Source organism: Planctobacterium sp. R6, assembly GCF_055755215.1.
In genome coordinates this window covers 70147-90023 of record NZ_JBVTQY010000006.1, presented here as the reverse complement: position 1 = coordinate 90023, position 19877 = coordinate 70147, and the positions used below count along the sequence as shown (strand labels likewise).

Annotated in this window: 19 protein-coding genes, 5 tRNA genes and 1 pseudogene; 10 read left to right on the top strand and 15 right to left on the bottom strand. The window is 45.7% G+C overall.

The genetic code is table 11. The features are described from left to right. Position 1: 1 nt before the first annotated feature. The 8 genes and pseudogenes from AC0J20_RS06115 to gltX all read right to left on the bottom strand — a co-directional run. A pseudogene (locus tag AC0J20_RS06115) lies at positions 2-277 on the bottom strand (pirin family protein); the annotation flags it as partial. Between the two features lie 406 nt (positions 278-683). Next, positions 684-1175 carry a LabA-like NYN domain-containing protein gene (locus AC0J20_RS06110; RefSeq protein WP_229530721.1) on the bottom strand — a complete coding sequence of 164 codons (492 nt, stop codon included), beginning with the start codon at positions 1173-1175 and terminating at the stop codon, positions 684-686. Between the two features lie 4 nt (positions 1176-1179). Beyond that, a complete protein-coding gene (locus AC0J20_RS06105; protein WP_229530720.1) occupies positions 1180-1440 on the bottom strand; it encodes a DUF5062 family protein in 261 nt (86 codons plus the stop codon). Between the two features lie 124 nt (positions 1441-1564). Further along, entirely contained in the window at positions 1565-1981 is a 417-nt protein-coding gene (locus AC0J20_RS06100; protein ID WP_473021016.1) for a hypothetical protein, read from the bottom strand. A gap of 357 nt (positions 1982-2338) precedes the next feature. Continuing rightward, a tRNA-Glu gene (locus tag AC0J20_RS06095) sits at positions 2339-2414 on the bottom strand. 141 nt (positions 2415-2555) lie between these two features. Beyond that, a tRNA-Glu gene (locus tag AC0J20_RS06090) sits at positions 2556-2631 on the bottom strand. A gap of 33 nt (positions 2632-2664) precedes the next feature. Beyond that, a tRNA-Ala gene (locus AC0J20_RS06085) sits at positions 2665-2740 on the bottom strand. A 124-nt stretch (positions 2741-2864) separates the two neighbouring features. Next, positions 2865-4274, bottom strand: coding sequence for a glutamate--tRNA ligase (gene gltX, locus AC0J20_RS06080; protein WP_473021015.1), 1410 nt, complete (start codon positions 4272-4274; stop codon positions 2865-2867). Between the two features lie 168 nt (positions 4275-4442). Between gltX and AC0J20_RS06075 the strand changes: the two genes are divergently transcribed. The 5 genes from AC0J20_RS06075 (at position 4443) to AC0J20_RS06055 (ending at position 6835) form a co-directional block, all read left to right on the top strand. Then, a complete protein-coding gene (locus tag AC0J20_RS06075) occupies positions 4443-5282 on the top strand; it encodes an AraC family ligand binding domain-containing protein (RefSeq protein ID WP_473021014.1) in 840 nt (279 codons plus the stop codon). A gap of 98 nt (positions 5283-5380) precedes the next feature. Next, a complete protein-coding gene (locus AC0J20_RS06070) occupies positions 5381-6142 on the top strand; it encodes an AzlC family ABC transporter permease (RefSeq protein WP_473021013.1) in 762 nt (253 codons plus the stop codon). Next, positions 6139-6456, top strand: coding sequence for an AzlD domain-containing protein (locus tag AC0J20_RS06065; protein ID WP_473021012.1), 318 nt, complete (start codon positions 6139-6141; stop codon positions 6454-6456). The genes AC0J20_RS06070 and AC0J20_RS06065 overlap by 4 nt, the downstream gene beginning before the upstream one ends. A 174-nt stretch (positions 6457-6630) precedes the next feature. Next, positions 6631-6706 (top strand) — tRNA-Val (locus AC0J20_RS06060). Positions 6707-6759: 53 nt separating this feature from the next. Further along, positions 6760-6835, top strand: a tRNA-Val gene (locus AC0J20_RS06055). Between the two features lie 24 nt (positions 6836-6859). Here the strand turns inward: AC0J20_RS06055 and AC0J20_RS06050 are convergent. Beyond that, positions 6860-7546, bottom strand: coding sequence for a hypothetical protein (locus AC0J20_RS06050; protein ID WP_473021011.1), 687 nt, complete (start codon positions 7544-7546; stop codon positions 6860-6862). A gap of 429 nt (positions 7547-7975) precedes the next feature. Between AC0J20_RS06050 and AC0J20_RS06045 the strand changes: the two genes are divergently transcribed. After that, a complete protein-coding gene (locus tag AC0J20_RS06045; RefSeq protein WP_473021010.1) occupies positions 7976-10159 on the top strand; it encodes a TonB-dependent siderophore receptor in 2184 nt (727 codons plus the stop codon). A gap of 53 nt (positions 10160-10212) precedes the next feature. Here the strand turns inward: AC0J20_RS06045 and AC0J20_RS06040 are convergent, their stop codons facing one another. The 6 genes from AC0J20_RS06040 to sdhC all read right to left on the bottom strand — a co-directional run bounded on the left by AC0J20_RS06040 (position 10213) and on the right by sdhC (position 17030). Then, on the bottom strand, positions 10213-11505 hold the full coding sequence (locus AC0J20_RS06040) for a PepSY-associated TM helix domain-containing protein (RefSeq protein WP_473021009.1): 1293 nt from the start codon (positions 11503-11505) through the stop codon (positions 10213-10215). 417 nt (positions 11506-11922) lie between these two features. Then, positions 11923-13068 (bottom strand): imelysin family protein, encoded by a 1146-nt coding sequence (locus tag AC0J20_RS06035; RefSeq protein WP_473021008.1) that lies wholly within the window; start codon positions 13066-13068, stop codon positions 11923-11925. A gap of 6 nt (positions 13069-13074) precedes the next feature. Continuing rightward, on the bottom strand, positions 13075-14712 hold the full coding sequence (locus AC0J20_RS06030; protein WP_473021007.1) for a di-heme oxidoreductase family protein: 1638 nt from the start codon (positions 14710-14712) through the stop codon (positions 13075-13077). A gap of 19 nt (positions 14713-14731) precedes the next feature. Then, a complete protein-coding gene (locus AC0J20_RS06025) occupies positions 14732-16096 on the bottom strand; it encodes an imelysin family protein (RefSeq protein WP_473021006.1) in 1365 nt (454 codons plus the stop codon). A gap of 206 nt (positions 16097-16302) precedes the next feature. Continuing rightward, the gene (gene sdhD, locus AC0J20_RS06020; protein ID WP_473021005.1) at positions 16303-16644 is read right to left on the bottom strand and encodes a succinate dehydrogenase, hydrophobic membrane anchor protein; all 342 of its coding nucleotides are present in this window, start codon (positions 16642-16644) and stop codon (positions 16303-16305) included. Then, complete coding sequence (gene sdhC / locus AC0J20_RS06015) at positions 16641-17030, bottom strand: succinate dehydrogenase, cytochrome b556 subunit (RefSeq protein WP_473021004.1); 390 nt, start codon at positions 17028-17030, stop codon at positions 16641-16643. The genes sdhD and sdhC overlap by 4 nt, the downstream gene beginning before the upstream one ends. A 141-nt stretch (positions 17031-17171) precedes the next feature. Here sdhC and AC0J20_RS06010 point away from each other — a divergent pair, with 141 nt between their 5' ends. The 4 genes from AC0J20_RS06010 (at position 17172) to AC0J20_RS05995 (ending at position 19829) form a co-directional block, all read left to right on the top strand. Continuing rightward, complete coding sequence (locus tag AC0J20_RS06010) at positions 17172-17480, top strand: hypothetical protein (RefSeq protein ID WP_229530699.1); 309 nt, start codon at positions 17172-17174, stop codon at positions 17478-17480. A gap of 117 nt (positions 17481-17597) precedes the next feature. After that, entirely contained in the window at positions 17598-17969 is a 372-nt protein-coding gene (locus AC0J20_RS06005; protein ID WP_229530698.1) for a hypothetical protein, read from the top strand. Further along, positions 17959-18219, top strand: coding sequence for a hypothetical protein (locus tag AC0J20_RS06000; protein WP_473021003.1), 261 nt, complete (start codon positions 17959-17961; stop codon positions 18217-18219). Before AC0J20_RS06005 ends, AC0J20_RS06000 begins: the two co-directional genes overlap by 11 nt. Continuing rightward, positions 18216-19829, top strand: coding sequence for a PepSY-associated TM helix domain-containing protein (locus tag AC0J20_RS05995; RefSeq protein WP_473021002.1), 1614 nt, complete (start codon positions 18216-18218; stop codon positions 19827-19829). Before AC0J20_RS06000 ends, AC0J20_RS05995 begins: the two co-directional genes overlap by 4 nt. Positions 19830-19877: the final 48 nt, after the last annotated feature.

Genomic DNA, 19877 nt, shown 5'->3' with positions numbered 1-19877 from the left:
ACTGTAATCCATTAAGTACGTGATCTTTACCCCGCGTTTCGATGGTTTCACGCTCAGAGTGCACTATACCCTTCCCCGCCGTCATCCAGTTAACATCACCGGGATGAATTTCCTGAATGCTACCCAGACTATCCCGGTGCAACATACTGCCCTCCATCAGATAACTGATGGTCGCCAGCCCGATATGAGGATGTGGCCGCACATTAATGCCTTGTCCTGCTGGGAATTCTGCGGGCCCCATGTGATCCACAAACACAAATGGCCCCACCGAACGCTGAAGATACCCAAACTACCCCAAGATGCTCGATTTCAGCGTGAGAGAAAAAGCGTTTAAACAAGCAAAAATGACACAGGCATGGTTGTTCTCACGTCAAGGCATTTTAGCGCAGAATAAACGCTTTTTAGCCACGCCCTTCGGGAGCTTCACAGCACTTCCATTACTGCGTTGTATGTGTTTGAAAGGTGACCTACATTCCTTTACACATACGCCTTGTACTGAAAGTGCTGTGAGAGCTCTGAAACGGCATCTTGGGGTAGCTTGGGTATACTATATAGGGATAATACGAGAAACCGAAAAGCCACCAAGGTCTTTACGGGCAGAATTAATGACAAATGCCATGGCTACTCTGATAGTCGTTTGGTTTGTTATAAAACCTAGCAGTATTTAGCTGATTTGCCAGCGATCAGTATTTCTTCTTCTGAATGAGCAATGTTTGATCAATTTCAATGTGGCTGTCTGCTGCCTGAATCAGATTATTTGCGGTGAGTTTTGCAACGGAAATGACCGTGACCGGCACCTGATAGTCATCCTGCAGTTTGCGAACCAGTAATTCAAAATCACCATCGCCGGTAAGCAAAAAAACTCTGTCGCAGGAACGCGCATGTTCCATCACATCAATGGTCATACCCACATCCCAGTCGCCTTTTGCCGAACCGTCAGCCCGGGTGATAAAGGGTTTCAGTTTAACCATAAAACCGATACCGCGAAGGATATTGTGAAATTGTTTTTGTTTGTCCTGATGGCTGGCTATCGCATAGGCATTGGCGATGACCACTTGCTTATCTGTCGTGATCAGCCGCCATAACTCGTTGTAATCAAAATGCTGATGAAAGGTTTGTCTGGTGGTGTAATAGATGTTTTGCACATCGACAAATATGCCAATTTTTTCTGACATTTAATCAACCTAATAAGGGGTGATCTTTAGGTAACTGGTTAGCAATCCACATTACTAACCGGTGCTTCATGTTGACCCCATTTTCTTTGTCTTCCGACAGCGGAATGATCAACTTATCATTAACCAGCAGTCGATATATCGCTTCAATTTTGGCATCTGCTGATGTGGTGTTGGTGAAGGTGTTATAGCCTCTTTTTTTGGCATAGGTTTCACCAACGGCCACGGCTTTTTTTAGTAATTCTTTTTCGTTTTTGACTTTTTTCATAATGCTCAGCGCGCTTTTTTATTCACACTAAAATAATCCATCACATATTGCCAGTAAAATGACTCGCCATACACCTTCCAAAAGCAGACCTTGATAGCTAATCAGATACACCAAGAACTGCAGATCACTGAACGCGGGTGACTGAGGATTCGAATAACGTGGTCTGTAACTTTGGCTCCAGCAGAATCAACTTGTTTCTGGCTGTATTAAATTCGGGTAAAAAACGCTGAAACCGCTGCATCATGTCCCTTTCAGCGTCACTATCTACTCGCTGCGTTTTCGCCAGCCACCTTGTATAGAAGCCATCAAAGTCGGTTTGCTCAACTTCCTGCAGCTCTTCAGAGACACTCCAGACTTCTTTAACACCTTCGATATTAATATTCAGCGCCAACGACAGCCCGGACTGCAACAGGCTGATTAAGGTGCTTAACTCAACTAAAGAGGACAAGGTCAATGTCACCTGAATGTCTGAACGGGCCCGGGCGTCGTTCAGGGTCATCAGATCTGCGTCGCTGGCAGCAATAAATGAATAGTGATTCAAGATGTTGTTCTCTGTGCTGTTGAACTTGCCTGCACTATAACAACTAGCAGCATCGGGCTAAACCCTGAAGTGAACATTCGGAAGTAAAACGTTCGACGACATGAGTGAGTCCTGCACAAAGCACAAAGCAAAAAGCAAAAAAAAGCCCGGTTGCAAGCAGGAATATAGACTAATTTAAACTGAGAAAAACTGAGGCATCGGCGCAAGGGATTACGGAATACGTCCTGTATTCCGTCGCTTCGCGGCCGCGCTGAAGCGCGTTCCAGATTGCTCCCGGCAATCTGGTCGAACCCTTTGGGTTCTAATCCCAAACAGTGCAAGAAAAAGCCCGACCATAAATGGTCGGGCTTTCTTGTTTGGCGTCCCCTAGGGGATTCGAACCCCTGTTACCGCCGTGAAAGGGCGGTGTCCTAGGCCTCTAGACGAAGGGGACAGTAAACTGCCACAAATCTTATTACCAGTAATTGCCTAGGTACATACTGGTAAGCCAGTTTGAATGGATAGCGCCATTTTGAAAGTGGATGATGAGCGGCCTAGTGCTCTTCACTTTCAATGTCCGCACTTACAAAGTAAGTGGCGTCCCCTAGGGGATTCGAACCCCTGTTACCGCCGTGAAAGGGCGGTGTCCTAGGCCTCTAGACGAAGGGGACACTTAGGACAATTTTCAGTTCTCAAGGAGAACTTGGTGGAGCCAGGCGGGATCGAACCGCCGACCTCTTGCATGCCATGCAAGCGCTCTCCCAGCTGAGCTATGGCCCCATTTGTAACCTTCACTTTAAGTAAGGATTACGGTCATTCCTTTGTGCTGGTCTGTCATTCCGTGACAGCGGGGCGCATAATAGAGACGTGACGTTTTTATGTCAAACCTTTTTTTAAGGTTTTTTTAGTTATTTTCTCTGTCTGCTATAAATTTCAGCGCTTTGTCGATTCGTTGCGCAATTTGCTGTTTATTTAACAGGTTTAATGTCACATCCAATGATGGCGAATTGCCAGACCCGGTTACTGCAACACGCAAAGGCATACCCACTTTACCCATACCTACGCCCAATTCTTCAGCAGTATTATTGATTGCCGCCTGAATGTTATCCGGTTGCCAGTCTTCAACTGCTGCTAATTTAGTCGCGACCAACTCCAGAGCATCTTTTGCCACCGGACGTAAATGCTTTTTCGCAGCGCCCGCATCAAACTCGTCATATTCCTGGTAAAAGTACTGACTGATTTGCGCCAGCTCTTTCAGGGTTTTCACTCTCTCTGCCTGGATAGCGATAATGGCTTCCAGTGCCGGACCATTTTCAGTATTAACACCCAGTTGCTCAAAGTGCCATTTTAAATGTTCTGCCACCTCTGAAGCTGGCAAGGTTTTCATGTAATGTTGATTTAACCAGATCAACTTATCGGTATTAAAAGCAGAAGCCGAAGATGAGATCGCATCAAGGTTAAACAATTCGATCATTTCTTCTTTGCTGAAAATTTCCTGATCGCCATGAGACCAGCCCAGACGCACCAGATAATTCAATAATGCCTGTGGCAAATAACCATCATCGCGATATTGCATAACGCTGACAGCACCGTGACGCTTTGACAGCTTTTTACCATCGTCACCCAAAATCATGGAAACATGTGCATATTCAGGTACCGGAGCCCCCAGCGCTTGCAGGATATTAATTTGACGAGGCGTATTGTTAATGTGATCTTCACCACGCACTACGTGAGTAATACCCATATCCCAGTCATCAACCACCACACAAAAATTATAAGTGGGCGTACCGTCACTACGCTGAATAATCAAATCATCCAATTCACTATTCGCGATTTCTATTTTACCGCGAATGTGATCATTGATAACCACCTTGCCTTCCAGCGGGTTTTTGAAACGAATAGCATAAGGCTGCCCTTCCGGGTGATCAGTGCGCTCTCGCCAGGTGCCTGGATAACGGGGTTTTTCGCCTTTGGCCATTTGCTCTTCGCGAATCTTATCCAGTTCCGCAGCTGGCATAAAACACTTGTAGGCTTTACCTTCATCCAACAACTGTTGAATTAACTCTTTGTAGCGATCAAAACGCTTAGTTTGATAGTAAGGGCCGTCGTCCCAATCTAAACCAAGCCACTGCATTCCTTCTAAGATGGCATCTATCGCTTCCTGAGTGGAACGTTCGATATCGGTATCTTCGATTCTTAATACAAATTTTCCGCCTTTATTTTTGGTGTATAACCAGGAATATAATGCGGTTCTGGCACCACCAACGTGCAAATAACCGGTGGGACTGGGCGCAAAACGCGTCGCTACTGTCATGTTTATCCTAATGAAGAGTTTAAAAAAGTGCGCGCATTTTAACAGTGAATACGATCAAAAAGAATGGTATCCGGCCTCTCACTTCAGCAAAAATAGTCAATTTTGTACTATTCAGTCAGCCATTTTTCATGCACTCTGACTACCTGAAAAATCACAGAGCGCTAATTCGTGAGCCAGGCCCTGACTAAAGAGCAAGCTGAATACCGGTTTATTCCCGAACTGGACAACCTGCCCCTGCTCAACGCGCAATTTAAAAAGCAGTGTTTTTCCAGGCACGCTCACGAAGGTTATTGCATAGGCGTAATTGAGCAAGGTGCACAGCGCTTCTATCGCAGTGGTGGCAACCACATTGCCAGCGAAAACTGCATTATTCTGGTAAACGCCGACCAGATACACGATGGGCAAACCGCCACCGAACAAGGCTGGCGCTACCGGGCTATTTATCCGCTGGAAAGCATGTTCAATGAAGTCTTGTCGCAATTTGCCAACCAGACAGGTTCACCACTATTCAAAGATCCGGTTGTTTCTGACAGAGATTTAGCCCGGCAATTCAGAACGTTTTTCAGTCTGGCCAATTCTGAGACCAACAGCCTTGAAATCCAGTCTATTTATTATCAGGTGATGAGCCAGTTGGTATTGAGGCATGCCTCTGGCATTGTCTCACCGTTGAAAACCCAGAAAGATAAAAAGGCAGCCCGACAAATCTGTGATTACATCATGGCGAATTTGCACAATTCCATCACTACCGAAGAATTGTCGCAATTAACCGGTTTAAACCCTTTTTATTTAATTCGTGTTTTCCAAAAGACCATGGGTTTACCGCCACATGCCTGGCAAAATCAAAAGCGCCTGTTAAAAGCCACTGAATTATTAAAATCCGGTTTAAGTGCCACAGAATCAGGTATTGCTGTTGGGTTTAATGACCAAAGTCACTTTAATCGACATTTTGTTCGCATGTGGGGCACCACACCTGGCCGTTTTCAGAAAGCCTGGATGGCACAAAATTAAATAATCTATTTCAGGTCAATTATGTACAAGCGCAACGTTATCCAACATTTTATTATCTGAAACAGAAATTCATCGCTGATTGCAGGAGTCTATAATCAATGAGCGAACAATTAATAAATGCAGACAATAGCCCTTTACCCTCCCCCACACCGGGTCAGACGTTTGCACAAGGCGCGTTAATCAGTTTACCTTTGATTATAGCGGCAATCCCGTTTGCAATCGTTTATGGCGCATTGGGCGAAGCACTGCAATTGAGTTTTTGGATAGTTATTGCCCTTTCCATGTTCGTTTTCGCCGGGGCCTCACAATTTATCGCCCTTAACCTGATGGCCATCGGCGCGCAATTTCCCATAATCGTATTTACTGTGTTTTTGGTAAACCTGCGACATACCCTGTACGCCATGACATTGACCCCGTTTTTAAAAACACAGAGCGTCTGGCAAAAAGTGGCCATGGCCTTTTCGCTGACAGATGAAACCTTTGCGGTGGTGGTAAATCGCGCAACTCAAAGTAAACAACATCTGGGTTGGTTTTACGCTGGCTCCGCACTGTTGATGTATATTAACTGGATATTCTGGAGCGCAATGGGGTTTGCCGTGGGTGCCCAGTTCCCTCAATTGCAACATTTTGGCCTGGATGTGGCTATGGTTGTGGCCTTTACCGGCATTGTGGTGGCGTCATTAAAAACCAGCAGTCACTGGTATTGTATGATTGCAGCGGCTATTGCAGCAGTACTGACTTATCACTGGCCCTATCAGCTGGGATTATTGTTCTCCGCCTTTTTCGCCATCGCTGTAGGTGTGTTTTCAGAGCGCTTCAGCAAAAAAACAGATAGTCAGTTGCAAGAGGAACAGGTATGAATGAAATTCTTTTGATTGCAGCCATGGCCATAGTTACCTTTATTCCCAGGTACCTGCCCTTTGCATTGTCTGAGCGATTGCGTTTTCCAAAGCTGATTCAGGATGCTCTGCAATATGTACCTGTTGCAGTACTGACCGTCATCATAGTGCAATCCAGTTTCTTTCAGCAACGGGAGCTGCAACTGTCAGGAAGTAATCCTTATTTGTGGGCTGTGTTAAGTGCTTTTATTATCGCCCGGTTACAAAATAACATGTTGATCACTATTTTGACGGGCATGGCAGTGTTTGTTTTAGCCCGGTGGTGGCTGATGTAAATCAGCCATATTGTGCAAATTACAGGCACAGTGTTTTTAAAATGAACATTCAATTACAACAACGTAGAATTAATAGCCAGTTAACTAACTTTTTTTAGATTAGGTGTTGACAGTTTTCGGCGCATCCCTATAATGGCGCTCCACTTACCGGAGACGGTAAGCGAAGCAAGAAACGGGCGCTTAGCTCAGTTGGGAGAGCATCGCCCTTACAAGGCGAGGGTCACTGGTTCAAGTCCAGTAGCGCCCACCACTTTAACCTCTAAAGTGATTTCGTTTCAGGCTTCAACAATCCACATTTTATGTGGGCGCTTAGCTCAGTTGGGAGAGCATCGCCCTTACAAGGCGAGGGTCACTGGTTCAAGTCCAGTAGCGCCCACCAAATTTCTTAATTTGGTTATTATTTTTAATTCAATCTAACCGACTTTCCTTTGGATTTTAAATACTCTGTTAGTTTTTGATTTACTTCCGGTAATAGCGCTTTGTGTTTGATATTAAGCGAATGATGAATGGTGTCGCAGTACAACTCTTTAATCGCATAAACTGAATTAATCTCCTGCAAATAATCTCCAGCGACAGAAAATACGATTGCATCCACCAGGTTCTCATCTAATAAACGGAGCAACTGATCATTTTCACTAACCTGCATTATATCAGCCTCTGCATGTTGGAAATCATAATAAGGTGACGTCAGCATAGTTGATGCCAGCACCGCCTCATCGTTGTTAAACAGAGATTCATTGCATTGCGCTTGATCGTTACAAACAAGATAATCACACGCCCTTATCCAGGGCTGGGAAAGCACCATGATATTTGGGAAATCCAGTAGATAACGCTTATAACGTGCGACATCTCCGTCGGCTAATCCTACCTCTACTTCCTTTAATGAGCCTGCCCCTTCGGCTTTTACAAACTCGACCTGATAGCCCAATTCGCGATAAATTTTCCTGAGTACCGGAATGTGGTAATTTTCTGTTTCCTTGTGCTGGCGGTAAACCAGTACGATTGATTTGTCATTAGCCAGACTTATTCCCGGTTTAATAACCAGCAAACATCCCAGAATAAGACTCACCCATGTTAAACGGATTTTCATAATGGCTCCGATGCCAACCATCTCGCAGTAAAAGCAGCTATAAAATCGATTGAGCTATCACTTTTTGTGCAGTACACATTAAATTAAAGATTCAGGTTAGTAATTATGCAAGTACTTCAGACATCTTTATTAAATTGATTTGAATCCACCCTTATTTAGTTGAAAGTGTAATCATCATTTTTATCAGTTTACATAGAATCTAATCAGACCAGTAGATTGTGAAGCAAATACAACTTTTAGTCATATTTAAAAAATCGATGTCTTGCTTATACCTCATCTTTATATAAAAACAGTATAAACAATTTGCCACCATGAATGATAATCCTTATCATTCGCGACATTCTTATTCTTTATACACTCAAGCACACGCTATCAATTTGGAATTTTTCAAAAATGTTATCATCCAACTCACGTAATTCAGTACTCCCAATGCGACAATCACTGATCGCAGTGGGTATTTTAGGCGCACTACATATGCCGCTTCAGACATTGGCGCAACAAGTTGAATCTGACGTAACAACGCAGGCGGCTGAACAACAAGAACAAAAGTCACTGGAGAGAATTCAAGTCACCAGCCGGGCACTTAATCTGTATCGCAACGGCGAATCCGATTCCGGGAAGTTGAGTGTCGACCCACTCAATTCTACCCAAATGATCACGTCCATCAACGAAAACTTGATCAAAGACCAGGGAGCACGTGATGCCAAAGATCTCTATCGCAATATCGCCGGTGTCAGCTTATTCAGTTATGCCGGCGTAACGGCACGCGGTTTTCGTCAGGAAGAAATCTACTTTGATGGCTTGCGTGGAGATCCCTATGTCGGATTCAACGTTCCGCAACTGTTTAATGTCGAGCAGGTAGACTTTTTAAAAGGTCCGGCCGGTATGCTATATGGTGCAGGTGATCCGGGCGGTATATTCAACTATGTCACTAAAAAGCCCAAAACTGAAACACAGGCAAATGCCCGCCTGATCTTAGGCACTGACAAGCGTTTCGGTGGTTCGGTAGAAGCAACCGGAGAAACCTTTAACAACCAAAGTGGTCGCGTTGGCTTATTTTACGAAGAACAGGATGGATTTCGCGATAATACCGCCAGCGAAGTGACCATTGTCGACCTGGGCTATCGCTTTGAATTTGAAAATGCCCTACTCACCACCCAGTACACCCATTATGCACAGGATCTGGATGGCAACAGATTACGTGGTGTGCCCACCAATGATGAGGGTGAGTTCTACACCGATGTGAGCTGGAATCATAACGAAGCCAGCGACTTTTTAAACCTTCGCTCAGATGTTTTTCAGGTAAGCCTTGAAGGTGCTATCACCCGTAATCTTAGCTATGACGCGAAAGTACGGTTTATCGATAATGAACAAGATCAACAATATCACGAACCCAGAGTGTTGATTGACCTCGACATGGATGAGATCCCCGATTTAGTTCTTCGGGAATTTAGAGATCAAATCCGCGAAGAGCAATCTACGTCCGTGGGTATTAACTTTGAGTATCAGTCAACGGCATTCGGTGCACAACAACGTACCGCGTTTGGTATTGAGCATTTTGATGGCGATTTTGACGGCTACTTTGGTACCTATCGCCCTTACAGCGGTAATGATGATATCGCCGCGATAGTGGCCAGATACCTTTCGGGAACATCGCTGGCAACGGATATTGTTCCACTGAGACTCAATGATCCGGATTACGGATTAACTGACTCAGACAGTTATTTACCGAGTTACCGAGATTCGTCTTCCACGCAAAAACGCCAGGGCGCCTATCTACTCAATGAACTGGCGTGGCAACAATTCACCCTGGTAGCAGGCATCAGAACCGACAAGTTTGAAGATAGCTCAGCAGGCAGTGACTTTGATGATACAGAACAAACCTTCCGCCTGGGAGCAATATACAAACCATCAGAAAATGTCTCAATCTATACGCAGTGGGCAGACTCCTACCAACCGCAAAGCATCGGTAACCAGGCAACAGAAGTGGGCGGCTCTTTTGATCCGGTCACCGGAGAGATTATTGAATTAGGTATAAATGCCGAACTGTTTAATGAATCCACCCTGTTCCGCGCTGCAATTTACCAGATTAAACGTCAGAATATTCTGCAAAATACCGGTACAGATCCGGAGAATGATGGTCGTGACAACCTGGCTGCGTTGGGCGAAGTCACCAGTGACGGTCTGGAAATAGAAGTGTTGTCTGACTTAACCGAAAACTGGGTACTGAGTTTGGCCTATGCATACAATGACGCGGTTATCACAAAAGATAATGGCAGTGGTGGCTTTAGCAACAATGTCGGCGACCAATTTGCTAATGCCCCTCGCAATACCTTAGGTTTCTGGACCCGTTACCAGTTACCGGAATACAACCTGGCGTTGGCCTTTGGCGGTGACTATGTAGATGAGCGTCTTAGCCTGTCTGGCCAAACAGTTAAGTCCTATTTTATTGCTGATGCTTCAATCATTTACGAAGTTGACAACTACAGTGTGTTGCTGCGCATAGACAATCTGTTTGACAAAGAATACGCTGAATCCGGATTCCTGGACAGAACCGGTCATTTCCCCGGCGAAACCCGCAGTGCCTTTGTCGAGGTTAACTACAACTTCTAAGGCTATAAACCAGCCTATTTTAAAAACGCTCCAGATACGGAGCGTTTTTTTATTCAGGACAGGTCAAACAACCCTGAAAACATATAAAAAGTAAGTGCCAAACATACAGCAATAAACAACACAGAAAGCCACTTTCCCCAACTCATTGTAGTTGTTGCCGCTCGCCAGATAATCGCGTTGCTTCCCGCCTCCTCACGCTGAATCGATTGCCGCAATAGCCGGTCATTTTTAGCAATTCTGACTCCGTATATAAAGGTGCCGCTAATGGCAAGTACACATAAAACGATACCGAAGACAAAGTAAATAAGTTTAGAAGTCAGGCCTGCGAAAGTCCCAAAATGCAGAGGATCTGCAGCCTCTGAAATGCGAACATGCAGGCTCATGTCCTGCCCCCGCAGAATTTGCAACGTTTCTCCGCTGACCGGATCAAAACTCATCGCGTTAACACGTGGGCGCACCAATAGCGCTTCTGCTTGTCCCTGAAAAGTGACCGTCTGACCGGCTTTTTGTGGCAACAAGATTCGCTCTATTTTTAGCTCGGGATATTCCACGGCCACCTGATGTAACAATGCTTCAAAGCGCTCAGGTGAAGGCAATACCGCCTCGCTGACAGCCTGTTGAGTAACCGCTTTAGCCCGTTGTGGATACTGTGCGTTAGCTCCCCATCTTTCTGCCAGATACCATACTCCCGTTACTGAAATAATCAGCACAAACCACATACTCCAGACACCGGTAAGACGGTGCATATCAGCCCAAAATAGCTGCCTGTTACGGGTTCTGGGCAGACGACTAAAGCCTTTCCACCAACCTTTATATACAACAAAGCTGGTAAGCAACGACAGCAACATAAAAACCCCTAAAATCCCGACAACCGTTATACCAATGACGGTGGGAAGCATCAGGTGACGGTGGGACATTCTGAAAAATCGTTGCCAATTATACCAACGTCCATCCCCCTGATAGGCCCCGCTGTCAGGATGAAAATAATGCCGATGCAAGCCTTGTGGATATTGGTAGATGGCTTCTGTTGCAAACCAGGGATCGATGGGAGCGTTGATGTACATTAAACGCCCTTGCTCAGAATGTGCATACGCGGCGCGGTAAACCGAATCAAAGCGCAACCGATTGACCGAGTCAGGCGACACGCGCATCGCCTTGTTGGTGGCCCAATCTAACTCGTGAGATAGCACGGCGAGTGTGCCGGTAACTAAAATAAAAGACATCAAAATTGCCAGTTTAAAACCAACAAAACTGTGTATACGAAACCATAGGGCTCTGTTCATAGCAGACTGGATATCCGAATTGGTATTGTGCACATTGACTCCCAACACAAACTCCTGCTGCATAGCAGTTTGGTATCCTGTTGTTTGGTGGTTTTCAACTAAGAAGGCGTGTGTATCAGCAACCGTAGCAGGGGTTGCCACTCACCACACGTAAGAATAATGATTACACTTCTCATTTACAAGTATTAAACTTGTGCCCGCAAATTTCCAGTGCCCCCATAATCGTTAATGCCTGTTTAACCTACTTCTACCCTTTCCCGGGCCAGCAATTACCAGGGTATTAATAAACCAACTGAGCTTCCAGATGTTTTAAATAGTTATTTACAGCTTCTTCAATTTTCTGCTTGCAAAAGGGCTTCACAATAAAGCTGTTGGCTCCGGATTTAATTTCTACCTGACAATTTTATAACCCTCAATACCTTTAAACTTTGCACCGCTTAGGGGACACAAATGAACGGGAATGGCTCCCAAACGCGGTGACTAGTCACCGTCAAGTGCATTAAATCCGATAGTAAGTTGCAGACTTTTGGTCATATCTTCAGCCAGCAGTTGTTGCAAATTACTAATCTCTTCTTTGACCTTGAGTAGTTGCGCTCTTTCAGCGTCGTCGTCTAATAATTCCGTAAAAGATACAGGTAAGGACGCTGTAGCAGATGCAACAGAAAGCCATTGTTGCTTAATCTGCTGAGCTAATGCGGTTTTTCCGGCATTCTCCAGAATAGCAACAAGATTGTGTGCTTCGTTTTCATTGATCAATGCCTCGGAGGCTGCCAGATTTACCCGTAAATTTTGCATGCTGTGGTCAGCGAACGGTGACTCCGCCAGCTGCGGTATGCCCGGAGCACTTATGCCAAGTGGATAGGTCATTTTATTGTCTTTAAGCAGGATAAAATGTTCAAACCAGTTTGACAGCAGCTCTTCCATCGCATCTTTAGTACCGGAATACGGCTCTTGTCCTTGCATAAAAGCCGCAGCAAATCCATTTGGCTTTTGCCACTCTGCCACTACCTCTGTTGCCATTTGATTCAGGTTACTCACAATCGCCTGGACTACTTCACAGTACTTATCTGCCGGATTGGCCGAGTACACTGCGGGCTCAAATAACAACACTTCCAAAGCCGGAAGCCCCTGTGCACCGACATTCTGGTTAGCCAGCGAGTCAAGTACCGGGGTTTTGCTTAACAACAACTTTTCAACGCCTCGTTTAACTGCCTGGTTACCGTCCGGCCAATACTGGATTCGACTGTGACGACTCTCTGCCGCAACCGGCCCCATTTTAAACCAATTTACAGATTGCCAATGGTTCATGGCGGCTCGCCAATGGCCCTGCAACTGGGCCAATTCCTGAGTATTTAACGCCATATCGGCACAGCCCGATTGCACACTTGCAAGGGTATTGCTCAGCTCAGAATGGAAGTCTTGATAGCCGGGTAATAACTGTTTTTGTGCAACAAATTCCAGGAACTTGCTGTACGCCTGTTCATAATCTGGTGCACTTGCCTTTCCGTTTGCATTAGAGGCCTCAGTGTGTTGCTCAGCATGCTGATTTTCAGCTACCTTTTCTGCGTTACTGCAGGCAAAAACCAGATGCAGACTGATAGAACATACAATTAATTTCTTTAGCATAAGAGCCTACAAATTGTTGAGGAATGCCAGCACTTGCTGACGTTCTGTTTTAGAAAGTGATTTAAAGGCGGACAGCGAACCCGTCGCTTCACCACCATGCCAAAGGATCGCTTCTTCGATACTTCTGGCCCGCCCATCATGTAAAAAAGTCGCAGCGGGGTTAACCGTTTGCACCAGGCCAATCCCCCACAGTGGAGGCGTTTTCCACTCAGTACCACCAGCGTCACCTTGTTTCAAACCATCAGCAAGACCGTTACAGCGTTGCACGTAATAACAATCTGCACCGGCTTCACAACGCTCGCCGCTCTGCAACTCACGGGAAACAGCACAGCTGCCACCCATATCGTGTAACAACAGATCGGTGTAGGGATAAATCGTCTGCCCGGACAATACTTCAATAGGCTCAGCGGCGGCGCTTAACCCCAGTGGACCGGGAAACCCCAAAACACTGCCTTTGGCCAGTCCGGTGGTGTGCATCGGCGTATGACAATTTGCACAGCCAATCTCCTGAAAGTGCGTTCGCCCTGCCACAACAGAGCTGTCCCAGCGTTGAGTTTCCCTGTCGAAGCCCCGGTTTGCCGGTACCGCCAGGGTGCGATTATAAAACTCAACGAAAGCCAGCACGGTATCAGACAAATCAGGGGTTGGCGCAACATGGTTTTCTTGCTGTGCAATTTCAAGGCAGGAGGCTTGTTTCGGGGTGCATGGCTCTTCGGGGAAAACACGACTCGTTAAGCCACTGTCTCCTCTGAAAGCCGCAGCAACCTGCTGCAATACACTGGGGTTTTGTGCCTTATACGCAAATTTACCGATTTTGCGTTCACCATCAATAGCATCAACTACCCAGGACACCTTACCTGAAATACCATCACCATTAGTATCGTCAGGATCGGCAAGCGCAATAATATCCTGCTGGGGTATTGCGTCCAGTAATCCAGAACCAAAGATTTGCGGTGCCACCCGAACTGAAAATTGCACACCCTGAACAAAATCACCGAAAGACATCTCTTTAAATTTGTAAACGGGTTTACGCAATTCCCACGGCTCGCCATCGAGGTACTGACCAGCAATCGTTTCGTAAAAAACCAGCGTGTAGGCTTCACCCACAAGTTCATCAGCGAGGGAGCCATGATATTTAGGCATACCCGGAGTAAAGCCCGACTCAGCAAAACTGGCCACTGAAAAGGTCTGTATTTGATCGCCATAGACAGGATCCGGCGCACCAGATTCATCACCAATTTTCACCAGCATACTGGTAAAAGGCTGTTCATTATTGACAGGGACAACACCCCGACCATCGTTTAAATGGCAGCCCTGACAGGTATTGTTGTTTAGTATTGGCCCTACACCCTGCAATGGCGTGCGGAACAAATGATCACCGGAAGTGAATGCGCCATCCAGTTTAAAGTTATTGGCGACAGACGGGGGACGATGACTGAATGCATCTCTTGTGGACGCAAAAACCGTCGCCGCACCACCAGACATATACTCGTGCTTGTGCGGCGTTGTATTGTTTAGCTCAGCCTCATCCGGCTTTGGTGTATCAGTTTGTGTTGCCGGACTACAGCCGATAACCAGGGCGCAGATTGAAAATAACACCAGGCGAATTGCCTTCTCCCTAAGATTCGTGCTTTTCAGCCACATGCAACTCGCCCTTTTTTATTTATTGACTTAAATCTTCTTCGGTATCCTGACGTAACTCGCCCGTGGATAAGCTCAGTGCCTGAATCGCCTGCTCAATAATATCAGTCTGTGCCACTAATCCGGCTATAACTGCTTTGATATCAGGCTGATTAACACCTTCCTGGATCAACACATCAAAAGGAATACCTGCTTTCGCTTTTTCATCAACGACGGCAGCTGCCTGCATCGTTTTACTCAAGGCATCGGTTAATGACGTTGCAAGGTCATTTTTCTCGACTGCATTGAGTAAGTCCGCGAAGGAGGGCCCAGTGACTTGCTCTCCGGAAATGCGAGTATATTGATTTAAATAGCTATTCTGAACCCCTAAAGCATTTAAATATATGTCGCGATGGGTATTGTCACTAAAACAGGAATGTTCATCTTCCTGAGAATCGGTGGATAACGCAATGTTAATGCGCTCCCCAGCTAATTCACCAAAACTCAAACGTCCCATCGACTCCAGGATTTTAGAGAGCGAGCTATTCGTATTCGCTGTAAATGTCTGATAATGGCTACCCGTTTCCGGATGCCAGGCGTCAACTACCAGCGTTAAATCATCAATGAGTAATTGGGTTGCAGCTAAAAGGTAATCGCCTCTTCGCTGACAGACAACTTCAGACACGTTAACCTCACCGGAAGTACACTCACCGGCTTTAACCAAATAGTCACTGACCGGGCGTTGGCCTGGAGTATTGTCCCGGATGGCAGCGGCACTGCCATCTGCATTAAGATCCTGCCCCCACAATAAAAACTCAATGGCGTGATATCCGGTAGTAACATTGCGTTCATCTTCGCCGTGCTCAAAATACTGGCTGATGACCTCCTTATTAATCTCCGGATAGGCATCCACATTTGCAATTAAACTACCTTGCAGTTGTGTTGCTGGATTTTCAGGTCCGGCACTACCATCAATTTCTACGGCGACATAGTCGATAATGGCTTCACCCAGTGGCCAGGCGTTTAGCCTGCCTTCAGGTCCGTCGCCTTCCTCACCGTATGTGCCGTCGGAAGCTAACACGTCAATCGGCCCATTGCGGAAACGATACACTTCAGATTGCCCATAAGGCTCTCTGGATGCTAACCAGGCGGCCTTTGCTGCCTGCAAATTTGCTTCATCTGGTTGGGCGATAAACGCTTCAACTTTTTCCAGCAGAGCATTAGCACTTATCAACGCGTCTTCATACACAGCAAACGCGATATCGGCGTTTGTTTTGACGATTTGTTGTTGCAGTTGCGCAATTTCATTGCTGCCGGATTGTGCCGTGATATCGGATTCCACCGGCGCCTGAGAACAGGAAACAAGTAGCAATGAAACAGACAGGCCTAATAAATTTTGGTTCTTCAATTTGGGACTCCGTTCTGAATGTCGAATTAGTTGAAAATATTGAGAAATACCCGGGTACAAAACCCTGTCAGGTAGGAATATCATTTAAACATCATAGACTTAGCATATCTGATAATATCAATGTATTCAGAGCCTGCGATAACTGAAATACTGATCACAGGCTCCAGGTACAGAACTCTATTCCGGATACACAGGCATTAACGGGTTTACCTTGCCCACAGAATGCACAACCCTGCCACCAGAAAAATTAATGTCACTATGGTGTAAAAGCTATGAAAAATAACTGAAAAGCCTGGCACAGGTACCTTTTGGGTATAATCGGTGCCTATTTGCCACCCCGCTAAAATAGCATTGAGCATGACAATCACCAGCGTAGCCGTCGAGTACAGTTTGAACCAGGTGGCCGAGTGTAAGGCCACCCAGGCGTCCCAGGTCACTTCTCCCATGGAGAGTACATTAACGATGTAAAAAATCGCATAACAAAAGATCAGAACATTGCTGACTCGTTGGAAGATCCACTCGTTTACGCCATTACGTTTAAAGTTCACGCTATTACCCCCCAAACCCACAAGCCAGACAGAACACTCAAGACTAATCCTGCGGCAATAGCAACCTGCGAAATAATGCGGCCACCCGTTAACGACTCACAATAACCAAATTCCTGGATGATGTGTTTAAGACCCGCCACAACATAATAGCCAAGCGCGGTCAAAAAGCCCCAGGTGAGAAACTGTACGATGAAGTGATTGCTCAGCATGTCTTTAACCTGAGTCAGACCATCAGAGGAGCTCAATGAAAGGTGTAAACCCGCCAGGAAAAAAGCAAATGCGAACCACACAATGACCGCACTGATCCGATGTAAGATCGATGCCAGTCCCATGACCGGTAATTGAATGGTGGTAAGGTCCATGTTTTTTGGACGATTTTTTTTCATTTAACGTTCTCCCGACGTTGCAAAACTGATGAAAAATCTTCGTTGCGCCTGGCGCTAGTGTACCCCTTAACAATAGTTGATGACAAGCTCAATAATAATGATTACCATTTACAAAATAGTGTTGATTGACAGGTGCTTGTAATGAACAATCTATTTGCACGGAGTTGCCCTTGCTGTGGGAAAAGTATCAGTTTTTCTGAACGTTTGATCATACTCAATCGCGAAGTACTGGCCTGTAAATTTTGCGCCCGATGTTTAAAACCAAACTTCAAAATTATGCTGTTTAATATGTTTTGGTTCAGCATGAGTGTCTCCTGGTTCATTAAATCCCACACCAGTTTAGGGTATGTCTGGGCGCTATGTGCCGCTGTTTTCGCGGCCACAGTAGTGCTCCCCGCATTAGATTTACTGTTTTCGCTGGAAGAAGAAACTTTTGACGAACTGAACTGATTTTTACAGCCCCGAAAAAGTAAAAGCGAAGCATTACTATTTAGATCTGGAACTCCAGGGGCATACACTTATATACTGACCGCCTGATTTGAACCAATTCGAACAAGGAACGTGCTTTTGTTCAGCTCCATCCCAATATTGGCAGATGCCAGCCTTTTCCCAATCTTAAAAATTATTGCTTTTCAGTTGGGTATGATTGCCGCGCTTGGGGCTTATTTAAGCTCAAAACAACAGGTATTGTTGCCAAAAGCCATTTCGAAATCGCTGGCGTGGGGCCAGTTCAGTGTTAATTTTCTCTTATCGGCGCTGTTGTTATGCACTCAGTATCATCCATTGGCGGCAGCAATCGTCACTCTGGTCATTGTCATGCTAAGTTGGGTAGTACTTGCGATATGCGCACCTTATGCCCCTGACTGGCGAGTGATTGTCCCCGCTTACAGTGCGGTATTGCTGGCTACAGCATTAATGGGAGGTGCTCATGTGGGCTAAAACCATCGTCGGCATTATCCTTAGCCTCGTATTGAGCATGAGCCTGTTCTTAAATATTGCATACCTGGTGCCTCTACCCAGAGATGTGTATCTGTTCATCGGATTTGTAGGTGGTTTTTTGTTGTGGGGTGGCCTGTTTACTGTGTTTTATTGTTATTCATCAATTAAGCGCCCCCTGCTCTATTGCCTGATAACACTGGCCATTTCGGCCACTATTAATGGATTGTTCTACACAGGAGTTTGGGCATGAAGGCAGAAACCCTCAGAAACGCGGTTAACGCACACGGCTGGATCGGCCTGATTATATCAATTCCACTGTTCATCGTTTTTTGGGCCGGAGCAATCACACTCTTTCATGGCGAACTGCAACGCTGGGCGGTATTACCTCAAATGCCCGTTAATCACTATGCCGGCGAATTAGACCTGAATAGTGTGGTGGAGGAGCATTTTAGTCAGTATAACGCCGTAACCAGTCGTCGCTCTATTCTGAGGTTACCTTCTGATCACTCGCCTTACTTAGACTTGAGCTTTTCGGTCCCTGACGACGCCGTGATACAACAGCGTTCAGATTCCTCATCTGTTGAACAAGCAACAACCGAAGACAGTAGCGATAAAGCAACACCATTGCCCACTAAATTTAAGTCTCTGGTGATTGATCCTAATAGCGGTGAATTATTAGCAGATGAAAGGCAATTTGAACTGGCTGATTTTCTGTATGCTTTACACTACAACCTTAGCCTCCCACAAGGATTGTATATTGTTGGCTTCATTACCCTGTTTTTTCTGGTGTTAATCTTTACAGGCATTATTGTTCAACTTAAAAACCTGATTAAACATTTCTTTTTGTATCGCAAACACAAATCAACTCGCTATCAAATGCGGGATCTGCACAATGTCGTTGGAGTCATTACACTTCCTTATGGCCTGATGTTTGCTCTGACAGGTTTAATGTTAAACCTGAGTATTATCATGCAGATACCGACCGTACTGATACTGTATGGTGGTGATTTTAATGCTGTAGTAAAAGATGCCGGGTTTACCACTGTTACCAGTGAACCCGCGAACATTCCCCATGACATGCCTGATCTGAACCAGCTAATGCAGCGGGTCAAAACCGAATATCAGGTAGACGTCAATGATTTCAATTTTTATAACTACGGCGATGAAAATGCGGTGATCCGTTTGCGCGGTGAAATTAACGGGACATTTGCTGAACGCTTTGAAATTTATTACCAGGTTAAAACCGATGACTTCCCTGAAGCGCTAAATCCACCAGCCGGCAATGTTTTCGAAGACGGTACCCGGCTCCTATACAACATGCACTTTGCTAATTTTGCCGGTATGGATGTACGCTTCATTTACTTTTTACTGGCTATGGGCGTCTGCATGATGATTGTCGCCGGTAATGTCTTGTGGATCGCAAAACGCGTAAAACAGGGTAATCATCCCAAGGTCATAGCCACTATGCGCGGCCTCACCATCGGCGGCTGTACCGGTGTCATCGTAGCAACAGCCGTCGCACTACTACTAGAGCGTACGCTGGTCGCAGACCTTGCTGACAGAGGCACTGTGGTAGAAGCCAGCTTCGGCATTGTAATACTGCTTACCATGTTATTGGCGGCCTTTTTCAAAAACCTGTTACCCTTTTTAAGTTGCGCAGCATTGCTAACCGGAGTGACCCTCGCGCTGACTGTGATATACGAATGGTTGGTATTGGGTGAAATTATTCTAAATCTGCACCAACAGGGATTCAAAGATGTTTCGGGTATGAGCGTTGCATTGGCTATTTGTGCTGCCGGGTTTATCTGGTTAGGTATCAGGTTGAGAAAACAACAGCACACAACAGTGGCTGCGGATTAACGCTCTGTCAAAAAAGTGCAAAAGGAGCCATGTAAAAGGAGTCTGGTT

Bases quoted from the DNA above. Each gene is read 5' to 3' on its own strand.
- AC0J20_RS06040 (WP_473021009.1), bottom strand. From the start codon at position 11,505: ATGCAGCAGGAGTTTGTGTTGGGAGTCAATGTGCACAATACCAATTCG.
- gltX (WP_473021015.1), bottom strand. From the start codon at position 4,274: ATGACAGTAGCGACGCGTTTTGCGCCCAGTCCCACCGGTTATTTGCAC.
- AC0J20_RS05995 (WP_473021002.1), top strand. From the start codon at position 18,216: ATGAAGGCAGAAACCCTCAGAAACGCGGTTAACGCACACGGCTGGATC.
- AC0J20_RS06110 (WP_229530721.1), bottom strand. From the start codon at position 1,175: ATGTCAGAAAAAATTGGCATATTTGTCGATGTGCAAAACATCTATTAC.
- AC0J20_RS06105 (WP_229530720.1), bottom strand. From the start codon at position 1,440: ATGAAAAAAGTCAAAAACGAAAAAGAATTACTAAAAAAAGCCGTGGCC.
- AC0J20_RS06050 (WP_473021011.1), bottom strand. From the start codon at position 7,546: ATGAAAATCCGTTTAACATGGGTGAGTCTTATTCTGGGATGTTTGCTG.
- AC0J20_RS06045 (WP_473021010.1), top strand. From the start codon at position 7,976: ATGCGACAATCACTGATCGCAGTGGGTATTTTAGGCGCACTACATATG.
- AC0J20_RS06030 (WP_473021007.1), bottom strand. From the start codon at position 14,712: ATGTGGCTGAAAAGCACGAATCTTAGGGAGAAGGCAATTCGCCTGGTG.
- AC0J20_RS06010 (WP_229530699.1), top strand. From the start codon at position 17,172: ATGAACAATCTATTTGCACGGAGTTGCCCTTGCTGTGGGAAAAGTATC.
- AC0J20_RS06065 (WP_473021012.1), top strand. From the start codon at position 6,139: ATGAATGAAATTCTTTTGATTGCAGCCATGGCCATAGTTACCTTTATT.
- AC0J20_RS06070 (WP_473021013.1), top strand. From the start codon at position 5,381: ATGAGCGAACAATTAATAAATGCAGACAATAGCCCTTTACCCTCCCCC.
- AC0J20_RS06000 (WP_473021003.1), top strand. From the start codon at position 17,959: ATGTGGGCTAAAACCATCGTCGGCATTATCCTTAGCCTCGTATTGAGC.
- AC0J20_RS06035 (WP_473021008.1), bottom strand. From the start codon at position 13,068: ATGCTAAAGAAATTAATTGTATGTTCTATCAGTCTGCATCTGGTTTTT.
- sdhC (WP_473021004.1), bottom strand. From the start codon at position 17,030: ATGAAAAAAAATCGTCCAAAAAACATGGACCTTACCACCATTCAATTA.